The sequence below is a fragment of the Streptomyces sp. NPDC127084 genome (genome assembly GCF_042724175.1).
Taxonomy (GTDB): Bacteria; Actinomycetota; Actinomycetes; order Streptomycetales; family Streptomycetaceae; genus Streptomyces.
Window position 1 is genome coordinate 1 of the sequence record NZ_JBHXFA010000077.1, and the last position, 14,661, is coordinate 14,661.

At 70.1% G+C, this 14,661-nt stretch carries 15 protein-coding genes and 1 riboswitch; of the genes, 8 read left to right on the top strand and 7 right to left on the bottom strand.

Annotation, left to right across the window (positions count from 1 at the left end; genetic code table 11):
* Nucleotides 1–61 precede the first annotated feature (61 nt).
* From ACFWI9_RS18975 to ACFWI9_RS18985, 3 genes are all read left to right on the top strand, one after another.
* Nucleotides 62–565, top strand: a complete 504-nt coding sequence (locus ACFWI9_RS18975; RefSeq protein WP_387163405.1) for a GNAT family N-acetyltransferase — start codon at nt 62–64, stop codon at nt 563–565.
* A 71-nt stretch (nt 566–636) separates the two neighbouring features.
* A riboswitch (cobalamin riboswitch) is annotated at nt 637–831 on the top strand.
* Between the two features lie 130 nt (nt 832–961).
* A complete protein-coding gene (locus ACFWI9_RS18980) occupies nt 962–3,373 on the top strand; it encodes a ribonucleoside-diphosphate reductase subunit alpha (protein WP_387163407.1) in 2,412 nt (803 codons plus the stop codon).
* Nucleotides 3,373–4,410 (top strand): ribonucleotide-diphosphate reductase subunit beta, encoded by a 1,038-nt coding sequence (locus ACFWI9_RS18985; protein ID WP_387163410.1) that lies wholly within the window; start codon nt 3,373–3,375, stop codon nt 4,408–4,410. The genes ACFWI9_RS18980 and ACFWI9_RS18985 overlap by 1 nt, the downstream gene beginning before the upstream one ends.
* Nucleotides 4,411–4,500: 90 nt before the next feature.
* Here ACFWI9_RS18985 and ACFWI9_RS18990 read toward each other — a convergent pair whose 3' ends face one another.
* Entirely contained in the window at nt 4,501–4,740 is a 240-nt protein-coding gene (locus ACFWI9_RS18990; protein WP_387163411.1) for a hypothetical protein, read from the bottom strand.
* Nucleotides 4,741–4,823: 83 nt separating this feature from the next.
* Between ACFWI9_RS18990 and ACFWI9_RS18995 the strand changes: the two genes are divergently transcribed.
* Complete coding sequence (locus ACFWI9_RS18995) at nt 4,824–5,789, top strand: helix-turn-helix domain-containing protein (RefSeq protein WP_387163413.1); 966 nt, start codon at nt 4,824–4,826, stop codon at nt 5,787–5,789.
* Between the two features lie 16 nt (nt 5,790–5,805).
* On the opposite strand, the gene def is transcribed toward ACFWI9_RS18995, so the two are convergent.
* From def to ACFWI9_RS19025, 6 genes are all read right to left on the bottom strand, one after another.
* Nucleotides 5,806–6,432, bottom strand: a complete 627-nt coding sequence (def, locus tag ACFWI9_RS19000; protein ID WP_387163415.1) for a peptide deformylase — start codon at nt 6,430–6,432, stop codon at nt 5,806–5,808.
* Between the two features lie 67 nt (nt 6,433–6,499).
* A complete protein-coding gene (locus ACFWI9_RS19005) occupies nt 6,500–7,480 on the bottom strand; it encodes a tetratricopeptide repeat protein (protein WP_387163467.1) in 981 nt (326 codons plus the stop codon).
* 135 nt (nt 7,481–7,615) lie between these two features.
* Nucleotides 7,616–8,899, bottom strand: coding sequence for an HD-GYP domain-containing protein (locus tag ACFWI9_RS19010; protein WP_387163416.1), 1,284 nt, complete (start codon nt 8,897–8,899; stop codon nt 7,616–7,618).
* A gap of 17 nt (nt 8,900–8,916) precedes the next feature.
* Entirely contained in the window at nt 8,917–9,102 is a 186-nt protein-coding gene (locus ACFWI9_RS19015; RefSeq protein WP_387163419.1) for a DUF6243 family protein, read from the bottom strand.
* Between the two features lie 171 nt (nt 9,103–9,273).
* Entirely contained in the window at nt 9,274–9,471 is a 198-nt protein-coding gene (locus ACFWI9_RS19020) for a hypothetical protein (protein ID WP_387163420.1), read from the bottom strand.
* Between the two features lie 110 nt (nt 9,472–9,581).
* Nucleotides 9,582–10,964, bottom strand: a complete 1,383-nt coding sequence (locus ACFWI9_RS19025; RefSeq protein WP_387163421.1) for a glycine--tRNA ligase — start codon at nt 10,962–10,964, stop codon at nt 9,582–9,584.
* A 189-nt stretch (nt 10,965–11,153) separates the two neighbouring features.
* Between ACFWI9_RS19025 and ACFWI9_RS19030 the strand changes: the two genes are divergently transcribed.
* The 4 genes from ACFWI9_RS19030 to ACFWI9_RS19045 all read left to right on the top strand — a co-directional run bounded on the left by ACFWI9_RS19030 (nt 11,154) and on the right by ACFWI9_RS19045 (nt 14,375).
* The gene (locus tag ACFWI9_RS19030) at nt 11,154–12,134 is read left to right on the top strand and encodes a metal ABC transporter substrate-binding protein (RefSeq protein ID WP_387163422.1); all 981 of its coding nucleotides are present in this window, start codon (nt 11,154–11,156) and stop codon (nt 12,132–12,134) included.
* 74 nt (nt 12,135–12,208) lie between these two features.
* Nucleotides 12,209–12,985, top strand: a complete 777-nt coding sequence (locus tag ACFWI9_RS19035; RefSeq protein WP_387163424.1) for a metal ABC transporter ATP-binding protein — start codon at nt 12,209–12,211, stop codon at nt 12,983–12,985.
* 1 nt (nt 12,986) lies between these two features.
* Nucleotides 12,987–13,886, top strand: a complete 900-nt coding sequence (locus tag ACFWI9_RS19040; RefSeq protein ID WP_387163425.1) for a metal ABC transporter permease — start codon at nt 12,987–12,989, stop codon at nt 13,884–13,886.
* 57 nt (nt 13,887–13,943) lie between these two features.
* A complete protein-coding gene (locus ACFWI9_RS19045) occupies nt 13,944–14,375 on the top strand; it encodes a Fur family transcriptional regulator (protein ID WP_387163426.1) in 432 nt (143 codons plus the stop codon).
* The last annotated feature ends 286 nt before the right edge of the window (nt 14,376–14,661 follow it).

The following is a 14,661-nucleotide window of genomic DNA, read 5'->3' on the forward strand; positions in this document are numbered from 1 at the left end:
TGGCGGCCAGACGCCGTTCATCCGGTGCACTCCTCCCCGCCGTGTGCGGCACACTGCCCGGATGGACGTGCTCATCAGACCGGTGGAGCCGCAGGAGTACAGCACCCTCGGGGAGCTCACCGCACAGACCTATCTGGACGATGGGCTGCTGGCCTTCGGGAAGGAGGACCCCTATCTCCCGGTACTGCGGGACACGGCGGCCAGGGCAGCGCAGTCCGATGTGCTGGTAGCCGTCGACGGCACGGGACGCATCCTCGGCGGTGTGGCGTTCACCCCGGGAGCGAGGCCCTACGCCAATATCGCGCGCGATGACGAGGCCGAGTTCCGGATGCTCGTCGTCGCCACCGAGGCCCGGAATCAGGGTATCGGGGAGGCGCTCGTCATGGCATGCGTCGAACGGGCCCGCGCTCTCGACGGCTGCCGCCGACTGGTGCTGTCGACCGACGCGATGATGCACGCCGCACACCGCGTCTACGAGCGCATGGGCTTCGTTCGGACCCCCGAGCGGGACTGGTCGCCTTTCACGGAACTGGACCCGCTGCTGACATACGCGCTTGAGCTCTGAGAACCGGCACTTCGGGGTAAGACGCACCACCGCGACACAACATGTGGGGGGCGCGGCAACGCCGCGCCCCTACATGTATGCTCGACTCCGTTGCCGCAGCAGGGGAATCCGGTGGAAATCCGGAACTGTCCCGCAACGGTGAGTCGGTCTGCATTCGCTCCTTTCGCGAACCCATGAGGCATGCCCTTACGGCGTACCCGTGTGCGCGCGTGCCCGTGAATGCACACCCACGAGTCCGAGGACCTGTCGGCAACGCACCCGGTCCATCCCGGCCCGGGTGCCGAGACGTCCGGGCCTCGCGGATCAGGCCGGTGGACGCGGTGCGTTGTGCTGCCCAGACACACGCCCGCACCACCTCCCCCGCCGGCCCCGAGCCGAGTGAGGGAGAGCACCCCCGTGACCATCGCGCCGCCAGACCCTGCTTCATCGCAGCTCGCCGATGGGCCAGGAACCGCGTTGCTGCGGATCCTGACCGACCTCACCGCCGACCTCACCGACACCGACCCCGGCAGGGTCGCCGCCGCCGCGCTGCGTGGACGCCACGCGGGCTCGGACGCGGCCGAACTGCGGGAGCTGGCCACGGAGGCGGCCGCCGGTCTGATCGCCGAGGACCCGGCGTACTCGCGGCTCGCGGCCCGGCTGCTCAGCCTCACCATCGCCGAGGAGGCGGCCTCGCAGGGGGCCACCGGCTTCGCCGCGTCCGTGGCCGTCGGCCACCGCGAGGGCCTGATCGCGGATCGGACGCACGCCTTCGTCCAGGAGCACACCGCCCGCCTCGACGCGCTGATCGACCCGTCCGCCGACGACCGCTTCGGCTACTTCGGACTGCGCACCCTCTACAGCCGCTATCTGCTCCGCCACCCGATCACCCGCAAGGTGGTCGAGACCCCGCAGCAGTTCATGCTGCGGGTGGCCTGCGGGCTCGCCGAGGACGATTCGGCGCGCGCCGTGGACGAAGTCGGCGCGCTGTACGGGCTGATGAGCCGACTCGACTATCTGCCGTCATCGCCGACGCTCTTCAACTCCGGCACCCGGCACCCCCAGATGTCGTCCTGCTACCTGCTGGACTCGCCGCTGGACGAACTGGACTCGATCTACGACCGCTACCACCAGGTGGCACGGCTGTCGAAGCACGCGGGCGGTATCGGCCTCTCGTACTCCCGTATCCGCTCCCGCGGTTCGCTGATCCGCGGCACCAACGGGCACTCCAACGGCATCGTGCCGTTCCTGCGGACCCTGGACTCCTCGGTCGCCGCCGTCAACCAGGGCGGTCGGCGCAAGGGCGCGGCCTGCGTCTACCTGGAGACCTGGCACGCGGACATCGAGGAGTTCCTTGAGCTGCGCGACAACACGGGCGAGGAGGCGCGGCGTACGCACAACCTCAACCTGGCGCACTGGATCCCGGACGAGTTCATGCGCCGGGTGAACGCCGACGCCGAGTGGTCGCTGTTCTCGCCTGTCGACGTGCCGGAGCTGGTCGACCTGTGGGGCGACGAGTTCGACGCCGCGTACCGCAAGGCGGAGGAGTCGGGTCTCGCCCGCAAGACGATCCCGGCCCGTGACCTGTACGGACGGATGATGCGGACGCTCGCCCAGACCGGCAACGGCTGGATGACGTTCAAGGACGCCTCGAACCGTACGGCGAACCAGACCGCGGAGCCCGGCACCGTCGTCCACTCCTCCAACCTCTGCACCGAGATCATCGAGGTCACGAACGACGGCGAGACCGCCGTCTGCAACCTCGGATCGGTCAACCTGGGCGCGTTCGTCACCCCTGAAGGAGACATCGACTGGGAGCGTCTCGACGAGACGGTCCGCACGGCCGTGACCTTCCTCGACCGGGTCGTGGACATCAACTTCTACCCGACCGAGCAGGCCGGCCGCTCCAACGCCAAGTGGCGCCCGGTGGGCCTGGGCGCGATGGGCCTCCAGGACGTCTTCTTCAAGCTGCGGCTGCCCTTCGACTCCGCCGAGGCGAAGGCGCTGTCCACCCGGATCGCCGAGCGGATCATGCTGGCGGCGTACGAGGCGTCCTGCGAACTCGCCGAGCGCAACGGACCGCTGCCCGCCTGGGAGCAGACCCGCACGGCGCGCGGCGTGCTGCACCCGGACCACTACGGCGTGGAGCTCAACTGGCCCGAGCGGTGGGCCGCCCTGCGCGAGCGGGTCGCCACCACGGGCATGCGCAACTCGCTGCTGCTCGCCATCGCCCCGACCGCGACCATCGCGTCGATCGCGGGCGTGTACGAGTGCATCGAGCCGCAGGTCTCCAACCTGTTCAAGCGCGAGACGCTGTCGGGCGAGTTCCTCCAGGTCAATTCGTACCTGGTGGACGAGCTCAAGCAGCTCGGCGTGTGGGACGCGCAGACCCGTGAGGCGCTGCGCGACTCCAGCGGCTCGGTGCAGGGCTTCAACTGGATCCCCGCAGAGGTGCGGGAGCTGTACCGCACGGCCTGGGAGATCCCGCAGCGCGGCCTGATCGACATGGCCGCGGCCCGCACCCCGTTCCTGGACCAGTCGCAGTCGCTGAACCTGTTCATGGAGACGCCGACCATCGGCAAGCTCAGCTCGATGTACGCGTACGCCTGGAAGCAGGGCCTGAAGACCACGTACTACCTGCGCTCACGTCCGGCCACCCGGATCGCCCGCGCCGCGTCCGGCACCCCGTCGGCCGCTGCCGCGGCCCCCGCCGCCACCATCCTCCCCCGGCCTTCGGCGGGGGCACCCCCAGTACAGCAGGCCACTCCCGACGCGGACGCCATCGCCTGCTCCCTTGAGAACCCCGAGTCCTGCGAGGCCTGCCAGTAATGTCCACCGAAGCCACCAGCGCCCCGGCAACGCGCGAGAAGAACCTGCTCGACCCCGGCTTCGAGCTGACGCTCCGCCCGATGCGCTATCCCGACTTCTACGAGCGCTACCGGGACGCGATCAAGAACACCTGGACGGTCGAGGAGGTCGACCTCCACTCCGACGTCGCGGACCTGGCCAAGCTCACCCCCGGTGAGCAGCATCTGATCGGCCGGCTGGTCGCGTTCTTCGCGACCGGTGACTCGATCGTCGCGAACAACCTGGTGCTCACGCTCTACAAGCACATCAACTCCCCCGAGGCGCGGCTCTACCTCTCCCGCCAGCTCTTCGAGGAGGCCGTGCACGTCCAGTTCTATCTGACGCTGCTGGACACCTACCTCCCGAACCCGGAAGACCGGGCGGCGGCCTTCGCCGCGGTGGAGAACATCCCCTCGATCCGCGAGAAGGCCCAGTTCTGCTTCAAGTGGATGGATTCGGTCGAGAAGATCGACCGGCTGGAGACCCGGGCCGACCGCCGCCGCTTCCTGCTGAACCTGATCTGCTTCGCGGCGTGCATCGAGGGCCTGTTCTTCTACGGGGCGTTCGCGTACGTCTACTGGTTCCGCTCGCGCGGTCTGCTGCACGGACTCGCGACCGGCACCAACTGGGTGTTCCGGGACGAGACCATGCACATGAACTTCGCCTTCGAGGTCGTGGACACGGTACGCAAGGAGGAGCCGGATCTCTTCGACGACGAGCTCCAGCACCAGGTCACCGAGATGCTGAAGGAAGCCGTCGCCGCCGAGCTCCAGTTCGGCCGCGACCTGTGCGGTGACGGTCTGCCGGGCATGAACACCGAGTCGATGCGCGAGTACCTGGAGTGCGTCGCGGACCAGCGGCTCGTCCGGCTCGGCTTCGCCCCGGTGTACGGCTCGCAGAACCCGTTCGCCTTCATGGAACTCCAGGGCGTCCAGGAGTTGACCAACTTCTTCGAGCGCCGCCCGTCTGCGTACCAGGTCGCGGTCGAGGGCTCGGTGGACCTGGACGAGGACTTCTGACCGTCCAGGCGCCCCGCGCATGACCGAGAGCCCCGGACCGCATCGCATCGCATCGCGGTCCGGGGCATCCGCTGCCGGATCGTCTGTCTGTCAGGTCGCGATCGAGGGCTGGGCGGGCTTGGACGGGGAGATCTGACCGCTCAGGTGCCCGCAGGTGGCCCTGGGGCCTTTCGTTTGGATCTTGCCGGGCTCGGCGGTCCGGGCCATCCCCCTTTCCGCGTCGCGCAGTTGCCGGTCGATCGCACGGTCACGCAGGTGGCCGATGAATGAGGGAAGACCCACCAGGGCAAGGATTCCAAGGACCGCGATGTAGCTGACGAACGTGTTCATGGCGTCCACTCTCGCCGTGCGACGACAAGAAAGGCAGTGGCAGGACTGTCGGCAACCATCGAATTACTGCCACACTCGCGGGCATGCTCAAGAACGTGGCAGCCGTACTCCTCGACGGCGTGCATCCCTTCGAACTCGGCGTGCTGTGTGAGGTCTTCGGGCTGGACCGCAGCGACGACGGGCTCCCCGTCTACGACTTCGCCGCCGTCTCAGCCGAGCGGCGCAGGCTGCGCACCCATGCCGGCTTCACGCTGGAAGTGGAGCATGGTCTGGAGCGGCTGGACGAGGCGGACCTGATCGCCGTGCCCACGGGCAGCGACTACACGCGGCGCGACTATCCCGAACCCCTGCTGGAGGCCTTGCGGGCGGCCGTGGACCGTGGGGCGCGGGTGTTGTCCGTCTGCACCGGGGCGTTCGTCCTGGGCGCCGCGGGGCTACTGGACGGGCGGCGCTGCACCACCCACTGGCGGCACGCCACGGCACTCGCGCGCAGGTATCCGCGGGCGCGGGTGGATGCCGATGTGCTGTACGTCGACGAGGGGTCGGTGATCAGTTCGGCGGGGACCGCCGCCGCGATCGATGCCTGTCTGCATATCGTACGGCGTGAGCACGGGCCCGAGATCGCCAACACCATCGCCCGGCGCATGGTCGTGCCGCCGCACCGCGACGGGGGGCAGGCCCAGTACATCGAGCGGCCCCTGCCGCGTACCCGGTGCGACACCGTCGGTGAGGTGCTGGCCTGGATGGAACGGCATCTCGACCGGGAGATGAGCGTGGAGCAGTTGGCGGCACAGGCGCATATGTCACCCCGTACCTTCGCCCGCCGATTCCAGCAGGAGACCGGGACGACGCCGTACCGCTGGCTCCTGCGCCAGCGGGTGCTGCTGGCGCAGGAGTTGCTGGAGGCGACGGACGAGACGGTGGACACGATCGCGGGGCGTGCGGGCTTCGGCAACGCGGCGGCCCTGCGCCACCACTTCCTGCGCTCGCTGGGGACTACCCCGAACGCCTACCGGCGTACGTTCCGAGGCCCTGTGCGGGTGGCCTGACCGGCGAGTCGGGTGCTCAGGCGTTCGGGACGGTCTCGTAACGCGGGGTGCCGTCCGCCATCTGCCGAAGCGCGTCCTTGCGCTCCCGCTTCGAGAGCCGGTCGATGTACAGCCGGCCGTAGAGGTGGTCGGTCTCGTGCTGGAGGCAGCGCGCGAAGTATCCGGTGCCGCGGACCTTGATCGGATTGCCCTCGGGGTCCTGGCCGTGGACCTCCGCGTAGTCCGGGCGGGCCAGCGCGGCGTAAGCGGTCGGGACGGACAGGCAGCCCTCGTTGGAGTCGTCCAGCACCCGCAGCTCCGGCGGGAGCTCCTGGAGTACCGGGTTGCACACGACACCGGTGTGGCGCACGCCCTCGTCATCCGGGCAGTCGTAGACGAAGACCTTCAGGTCCACACCGATCTGGTTGGCCGCGAGGCCCACGCCCTCCGCCGCGCGCTGGCTGGCGAACATGTCGTCGACCAGTGCCGCGAGCTTGTCGTCGAAGTCGGTGACGTCCCGGCACTCCGTGTGGAGCACCGGATTGCCCACGACGGTGATGGGACGGGCCGTGCCGCGCTCACGGTGCGCCTGCTCGCGCTCCTCGCAGTCCTCCGTGTCCACGACGAAGCCGTCGTTGATCTGCTCGTCCGTCTGCTGCGCCATGCCGCCGTAAGCCTTCCTGAAATCCCTGCTCGTTATCCCGTACAGCCTACGGCCCTGTCCCAGGTGGTCAGCAGACTTCTTCGAGATCCCGCCACTCGCGGGTGTCCGGGCTGTCGGCGACCCAGCCGTCGAGCAGCCCGCGCACGAGACCGGTGGGCGCCGCTATTCCGCACTCGCGCTCCGGGACCCACAGGTCCCCGGCCGTGCGGTGGCCGAGCGGCCCCGGGTGGCCTGGCTCGCTGTGGTCGTGCGGGTCCAGGTGCTCGCCCTCGCCCTCGGCACTCGGCATCTCGCTCTCGGAACAGGCCCGGCAGAGCAGCCGCACCGACGAGGACCAGTCCTCGGCGGCGTACCCGGCGTCGGCCGCGAGCCGCTCCAGGGCGTCCCGGTCCTCCTCCGCCGCTGCCTCCAGTAGGACGACCCAGGTGGGGACGGGCGAAGGTGCCCAGAGTTCGATCTCGTCGAACACCGGGAAGCTGTGCCCCGCTGCGGTGGTGCGCTCGCCGTGCGGGACGCCGTCGTGCAGTACCACCTCACCCCAGCGACGGCCGGACGACGGCAGGGGGATGGAGAGCACTTCTATCCGGGCCGGGTCGAGCCGCTTGCCCCACACCACCTCGGCCTCGCCTTCGGGCGAAAGGCGTACGGCGGCGCTGCCGAGCTGCATCCCGAGGGGCTCACCGCCGGTGGTGGCCTCACCGGGGACCCGAAGCCCGTACGCCTGCCAGGCGCGGCGCGCGAGCGGCCAGTCCTGGAGGGCGGTGGCGGCGATACCGACGTTCCACCAGTCGGGGGCCCCGGTCTCCTTGTCCAGCAGGGCCACGGCGCGCAGGCCGGCGGCGCGCGCCTGCTCCCAGTCGTGCCGGAACTTGTGCAGCAGCGCCAGGTTGAACCAGGACTCCGAGAGCCAGGGCTCCAGGTCCGCCGCGCGGGTCAGCAGCGCGCCCGCGTCCTCGTAACGGCCGTCACCGATCAGCGTGAACGCGCGGTCGGTGGCCTGCCGCCATGAGGCGGACGGCCGATGCCGTACCTTCCCGAAGATCCTCACGATTCCCGCCTGCCGGTCGCTCGGGTCACTTCCCCCGGACACGAATGTCGTCCTGTTTGTGTGTTGCCTGTCTCGCCGTGTCGCTTGTGTCTGCCGTCAATCGCATCCAACCATGCCCGGTCGGACGCTCGCTCATTACCCATGGGTTACCCAGACCGGAGGGGATCCACAGCCCCGGCACAGTACCCGTGCGAGAGACTCCACGACTTCCGGTTGGTAGTCGTGGGCCGTACGCAGGCGCAGCCGCTCCAGTGCCCCGAGTGCGTCTCCCGGTCGGGCGCCGTCGAAGTCGTCGTACGCGTTGACCGCACGGACGATCCTGGCGGCGAGCGGCTGCTCACGGTACGGATCAGCCTGCCGCTCCACAACCGCCGCGACGGCGGCGGGCGCACCGCTCTGGCGCACCACGGCCCCGCCGAGCAGGGCGATACGGCGCTGCTCCGCCTCCGGCAGCAGGGCTGTGGCGCCCTGCTGCACGGGGTCGACCAGGGAAAGCTGCCCGATGTCGTGCATCAGCGCCGCGTGCTCCAGGACGGCGAGCTCGGGCCCGGCGAGACCCATCTCACGGCCCACGGCGGTACTGAGCGCGGCGACCCGGCGGGCGTGGCCGCGGGGCGTGTAGCCGGCGACCTCGGTGGCGCGGGCCAGTGAGGCGATGGTCTGCCGGTAGGTGGCGCGTGCCCCGGCGTAGCGGCGGAAGGCGAGCTGGGCCAGCAGCAGGGGCACGCACAGTACGGGCAGCGCCCACAGCCCGGCGACGGCGGCGCCGAGCGACATCACCGCGCCGGTCGCGCAGACGGCGGAACCGACGCCCGGGAGCGACCGCAGTTCGTCGCGGAGTAGGGGGCCGAAGGGTGTGCGGGTGGCTTCCGTACAGCGCGCGCAGTGCGGAACGGCGCGGGTGCGCTGGATCAGTGCGGCGAGCACGGCGTCGCAGAGCGCGGTGAGTACGAGGACCAGCAGCAGGTAGAGCGCGTAGGCGGGGCCCTTCCCCAGGCTGCCGACCAGAGCACCGGAGTTGTAGAGGGGCTGAAAGCAGACCGCGGTGAAACCGAGGGTGAGTACCCGGCGGGCGATGAGGTCGGGTGCCGGTCCCCGGCCCCGTGCCATATGCGGTACGGCGCCGGCCAGTGCTGCGATGAGCACGACCGCGACGACCTGGAAGACCCCGTGGCCTGTGGTGCGGCCCGCGCACTCGCCGAGCAGCGCGTAGCCCAGTGCCCCGGCCACTCCGATGGGTGCCGGTTCCCGGCCCCAGGGCTCGTCGGATATGAGCGGGCGCGCGGCGAGCCGGGCACGGGCCCTGGAGGTGCTCGCGGGGTGAGCGGGGGCGCGGGGGGGGGGGGCGCGCGCGGGGCGGGGGGCGCGGCTCCGGGGGCGGCGCCGGGCCCGGCCCCGAAGGCCGGGGCCGGGCCCCACCTGGGTCCTGTCCGGCGTCAGCTCTGCTGACCGTCCTGCTTGCCCTGCGTGCGCTCACGCATCTTGCGCAGCAGCTCCTGCTTCCGGTCGTCGGCCGACTGCTGCCCACTCGCGCGGGTCAGGCCGGTTCCGTGCTGGTCGGCGCGGGACAGCTTCTTTCGCTGTCCGCCCACGCCGAGGAGGTTGTTGCGGCTCTTGGCCACGGGGCTCTCCTGTCCTGGTGAGAATGGGTTCCTCGCGGATGCGGGTGCGTTCGTCGGGGTACCACGCGATGTGGGTCACCCCACCCGCCGCACTCTCACTCGTAGATCTGGTGGAAAGAAGAAGACATGCCACGACCGTAACCAGTCACCCGTGACGAGGGCACCTGGTTTTCAGGGGGCGATCGTCGCCTGGTGCGCCTCCAGTAGGTGCTCCTCCGCCTTCAGCCATGGCAGGAACTGCGCGTTCCTGCGCCAGTCGCAGGTCCCGCAGGTGAGCGTGCGCTGGACGCCGGACCTCCTGACGTGCACGACGTGTTCGCGGCCGTGCTGGTCCCATCTGCTGACCTTGCTGCTGGTCGTGGACGGCATCGGTCCCCTCCCGGTGGCGTTCCCGGTGACGCGTGCGCGCCCAGTGTGCATGACAAAGGCCGACCGGGCACCAACCCGGTCGGCCTTCGTCTCACAGAGCGCTCCGAGCGTTACGCACCGATGAGGCGCGTCGCCAGGTAGCCCTGGATCTGGTCCAGGGACACCCGCTCCTGCTTCATCGAGTCGCGCTCACGCACCGTCACCGCGTTGTCGTCCAGGGTGTCGAAGTCGACCGTGACACAGAACGGCGTGCCGATCTCGTCCTGGCGGCGGTAGCGGCGGCCGATCGCGCCCGCGTCGTCGAACTCGATGTTCCAGTTCTGGCGCAGGTCCGCCGCGAGGCCCTTCGCCTTCGGGGAGAGCTGCGCGTTGCGGGACAGCGGCAGGACGGCGACCTTCACCGGGGCGAGGCGGTGGTCGAGACGCAGCACGGTGCGCTTCTCCATGACCCCCTTGGCGTTGGGCGCCTCGTCCTCGTTGTAGGCGTCGAGCAGGAACGCCAGCATCGTGCGGCCGACACCGGCGGCCGGCTCGATGACATACGGCATCCAGCGCTCCTGGGCCTCCTGGTCGTAGTACGACAGGTCGGTGCCGGACGCCTTGGAGTGGGCGGTGAGGTCGTAGTCGGTGCGGTTGGCGACACCCTCCAGCTCGCCCCACTCGCTGCCGCCGAACTGGAAGCGGTACTCGATGTCGGCGGTGCGCTTGGAGTAGTGGGAGAGCTTCTCCTTGGGGTGCTCGTACCAGCGCATGTTCTCCTCACGGAGGCCAAGGCCCGTGTACCAGTTCCAGCGCTGCTCCATCCAGTACTCGTGCCACTGCTCGTCCTCGCCCGGCTTGACGAAGAACTCCATCTCCATCTGCTCGAACTCACGGGTGCGGAAGATGAAGTTGCCCGGCGTGATCTCGTTGCGGAAGGACTTGCCGACCTGGGCGATACCGAAGGGCGGCTTGCGGCGCGAGCTCGCTTGGACTTGGGCGAAGTTGGTGAAGATGCCCTGTGCGGTCTCGGGGCGCAGGTAGGCCACGGAGCCCGAGTCCTGAGTGGGGCCGAGGTGGGTGGAGAGCAGGCCGGAGAACTGCTTGGGCTCGGTGAACTGGCCCTTGTTGCCGCAGTTGGGGCAGTTGATGTCGGCCAAGCCGTTCGCCGGGGCGTGGCCGTGCTTCTCCTCGTAGGCCTCTTCCAGGTGGTCGGCCCGGTAGCGCTTGTGGCAGGAGGTGCACTCGGTGAGCGGGTCGGTGAAGGTGGCGACATGGCCGGAGGCCTGCCAGACCTCACTGGCAAGGATCACCGACGAGTCGATACCGACGACGTCCTCACGCGAGGTGACCATGTAGCGCCACCACTGGCGCTTGATGTTCTCCTTGAGCTCGGTACCCAGCGGTCCGTAGTCCCAGGCGGCGCGCTGCCCGCCGTAGATCTCGCTGCACGGGTAGACAAAGCCACGGCGCTTGCTCAGGTTGACGATCGTGTCGATCTTGTCGGCGGCCACGGTGCTCTCTTCATTACGACGACGGGTTGGACGACTGGCTGGGGCGGCGCGGGGCGCCCGGCCGGTGTGACGAGTGGCGAGTGCTTCAGATTACCGGCGGCCTCACCCCTTGGATCAAATCGGTGCAGGACCTGAGCGGTTCTCCGCCCTTGTTGACAATCGTTTCCACTCTTGTTGAAAATGACTGTCATGAACATACGTCGCCGCCTCATGTCCACCGGTGCCGTCGCGGGAGCGACAGCCCTGTCGCTCGTCACCCTGTCCGCCTGCACGGGGACGTCCGGCGCCGCGGGCAAGAACGGCGACGGCAAGCTGGATGTGGTGGCGTCCTTCTATCCCATGCAGTATCTCGCCGAGCAGATCGGCGGGGAACACGTGGCGGTCACCATGCTCACCAAGCCCGGTGTGGAGCCACACGACCTGGACCTGAGGCCCAGGCAGGTGTCCGAGCTCCGCCAGGCCGGCTACATCCTCTATCTCAAGGGAGTCCAGCCCGCCGTTGACGACGCCATAGCGCAGGCGGGCGTCGAGCACACCGTCGACGCGGGCACCCTGACCGAGCTGGAGGCGCACGGGACCGCCACCGGTGGCGAGGATCACGACCACGGCCACGGGGACGGCGGTCACGGTGAGCACGGTGACCAGGACCCGCATGTGTGGCTGGACCCGGTGAAGTACGCGGAGATCGCCCGCGGCGTAGGCAAGTCCCTGGAAAAGGCCGACCCCGCCCACGCCACCGCCTACGCCAAGAACACCGACGCTCTGGTCGCCAAGCTCAACACCCTGAACACCCGCTTCGCGGACGGCCTGAAGAACACGGACACCCGGACGTTCATCACCACCCACGCCGCCTTCGGCTACCTCGCCGAGCGCTACGGGCTCGAGCAGCAGGGCATCGCGGGGCTCGACCCCGAGTCGGAACCCAGCCCCGCCCGTATCAGGGAACTCCAGACGGTCGCGAAGCAGGACAAGGTGACGACGGTGTTCTTCGAGACGCTGGCCAGCGACCGGACCGCGAAGACCCTGGCCGGGGACACGGGCCTGAGGACGGACGTACTGGACCCGTTGGAGGGGATCACGGACCGCTCGAAGGGCCGTGACTACCTCGGCGTCATGGAGGCCAACCTCACCGCGCTGCGCAAGGCACTCGGCGCGCAGGGACAGCAGTGACAGCGGTGGCAGCGGTGGCAGCGGTGGCAGCGGCAGCGGTGACAGACCACACACGAGCATCGGAGGCGCAGGCCATGGAGACGCAGGAGCCCTTGGAGCCCGTCATATCCGTCCGCGGCGCCCGGGCCACCCTCGGCTCGCGCCCCGTGCTGCGCGGTATCGACCTCACCGTGCGCCGCGGCGAGGTCGTCGCGCTGCTCGGCGCCAACGGTTCGGGCAAGTCGACGGCCGTACGGTCCGTGATCGGGCAGGTCCCGCTCACCGACGGCTCGGTCTCCCTCTTCGGTACGGAACTGCGCCGCTTCCGCGACTGGCAGCGGGTCGGCTACGTCCCCCAGCGCACCACCGCGACCAGCGGCGTCCCGGCGACCGTCCGCGAGGTGGTGTCCTCAGGCCGGCTGTCCCGTACGAAGCTGAGGTGGCCGTCCAAGGCCGACCGCGCAGCCGTCGAGCGCGCCATCGAACTGGTCGGGCTCGCCGACCGGGCCAAGGACGCCGTGGGCGCGCTGTCCGGCGGCCAGCACCAGCGGGTGCTGATCGCCCGCGCGCTCGCGGCCGACCCCGAACTGCTGATCATGGACGAGCCGATGGCCGGTGTGGACCTGGCCAGCCAGGAGATCCTGGCCGGAACGCTGCGCGAACAGGTCGCCGCCGGGACGACCGTGCTGCTCGTCCTGCACGAACTGGGCCCGCTGGAACCGCTGATCGACCGGGCCGTGGTGCTGCGCGACGGCTGCGTGGTCCACGACGGCCCACCGCCCGAGGCGGTCGGCCAGCACGCGCTGCCCGGCCATGACCACGTACATCCGCACGCGGCCGACGAGTCGCTCCGCACGGGACTGCTGACCTGACATGGAATTCCTCCAGGACCCCTTCATGCAGCGGGCGCTGCTCGCCGCCGTGCTGGTCGGTGTGATCGCGCCCGCGGTCGGTATCCACCTGGTGCAGCGCCGCCAGGCGCTGATGGGCGACGGCATCGGCCATGTCGCCCTGACCGGTGTCGGACTCGGCTACCTGCTGTCCACCAACCCGGTGTGGATGGCGACGGTCGTCGCGGTCATCGGCTCGGTCGCGATGGAGCTGATCAGGGCATACGGGCGCACCCGCGGCGATATCGCGCTCGCGATGCTGTTCTACGGCGGTATGGCGGGCGGTGTGATGCTGATGAACCTCAGCGACACCGGCTCGAACGCCAACCTCACCTCGTACCTCTTCGGCTCGCTGTCCACCGTCTCCGACGAGGACCTCACGGCGATCTGCCTGCTCGCGGCCTTCGTGCTGCTGGTGACGGTGGGACTGCGCCGGCAGCTCTTCGCGATCAGCCAGGACGAGGAGTTCGCCCGGGTCACCGGGCTGCCGGTGCGGGCGCTCAATCTGCTGGTCGCCGTGACGGCTGCGGTCACCGTCACCGTGGCGATGCGGGTGGTCGGGCTGCTGCTGGTGAGCGCCCTGATGGTGGTGCCGGTGGCGGCGGCGCAGCAGATCACCCGGTCGTTCAGGCTGACCTTCGCGGTGTCCGTGGCGATCGGCATCACCGTGACACTGGCGGGTACGGTCACCACGTACTACCAGGACGTACCGCCGGGTGCGACGATCGTGCTGCTGGCCATCGCGGTCTTCGTGCTGCTCACCGCGCTGGCGGCGCCCCTGACGCGGCGGCGGGCACGTACCGCCGGGGCGGCCGGGGACCAGGCGCGGTGCGACGCGGCGGCTGAGATCGGCCACCGCCCGGCCGATGACGTCAGCGTCTGAACTCCGGCCTGGCAGAATGGCCCGTCCGAGGAGCCGGCGGATCGAAGGAGGCACCCTGTGGCGACGGCTGGACCCCCCGTACGCGGCCGGTCGACCCGGCAGCGGGCCGCGGTGGCGGCGGCGCTCGACGAGGTCGACGAATTCCGCAGTGCGCAGGAGCTGCACGACATGCTCAGGCACCGCGGCGACTCGGTGGGGCTGACCACGGTCTACCGGACGCTCCAGTCCCTCGCCGAGGCCGGTGAGGTGGACGTGCTGCGCACCACCGAGGGCGAGGCGGTCTACCGGCGGTGCGCCTCCGGTGAGCACCACCACCACCTGGTGTGCCGGGTGTGCGGCAAGGCGGTCGAGGTCGAGGGCCCGGCCGTCGAGCAGTGGGCGGAGACGATCGCGGCGCAGCACGGATACGTCAACGTCGCGCATACGGTGGAGATCTTCGGCACCTGCGCGGAGTGTGCCAAGTCCGAGACCGGGGACGGCTGCTCTTAAGGCGCGACCGCCGGACCCGCGGCCGTATCGGCGATGCTCTCGGCCCCGCCCTCAGCGGCCCGGCCCGGGCACGCCGCGTGACCGCCCCGCTGGGCGAACCCGCCCGGACGTGCTGTGATCCGGCGGCCCGCCGCTCACTCCCCGGCTGACCGAGAGCGGTAAACCCCCCGGAGGCCGAGCAGTTCGGCGACGGCCTCCAGCCAGCGGGGGGGCCCCCCCCCCGCCCCCCGCCCCGCGGCGGGGGGGGGCGCGGGCCCCCCCCCCCCCCCACACCCTCCCCCCCCCC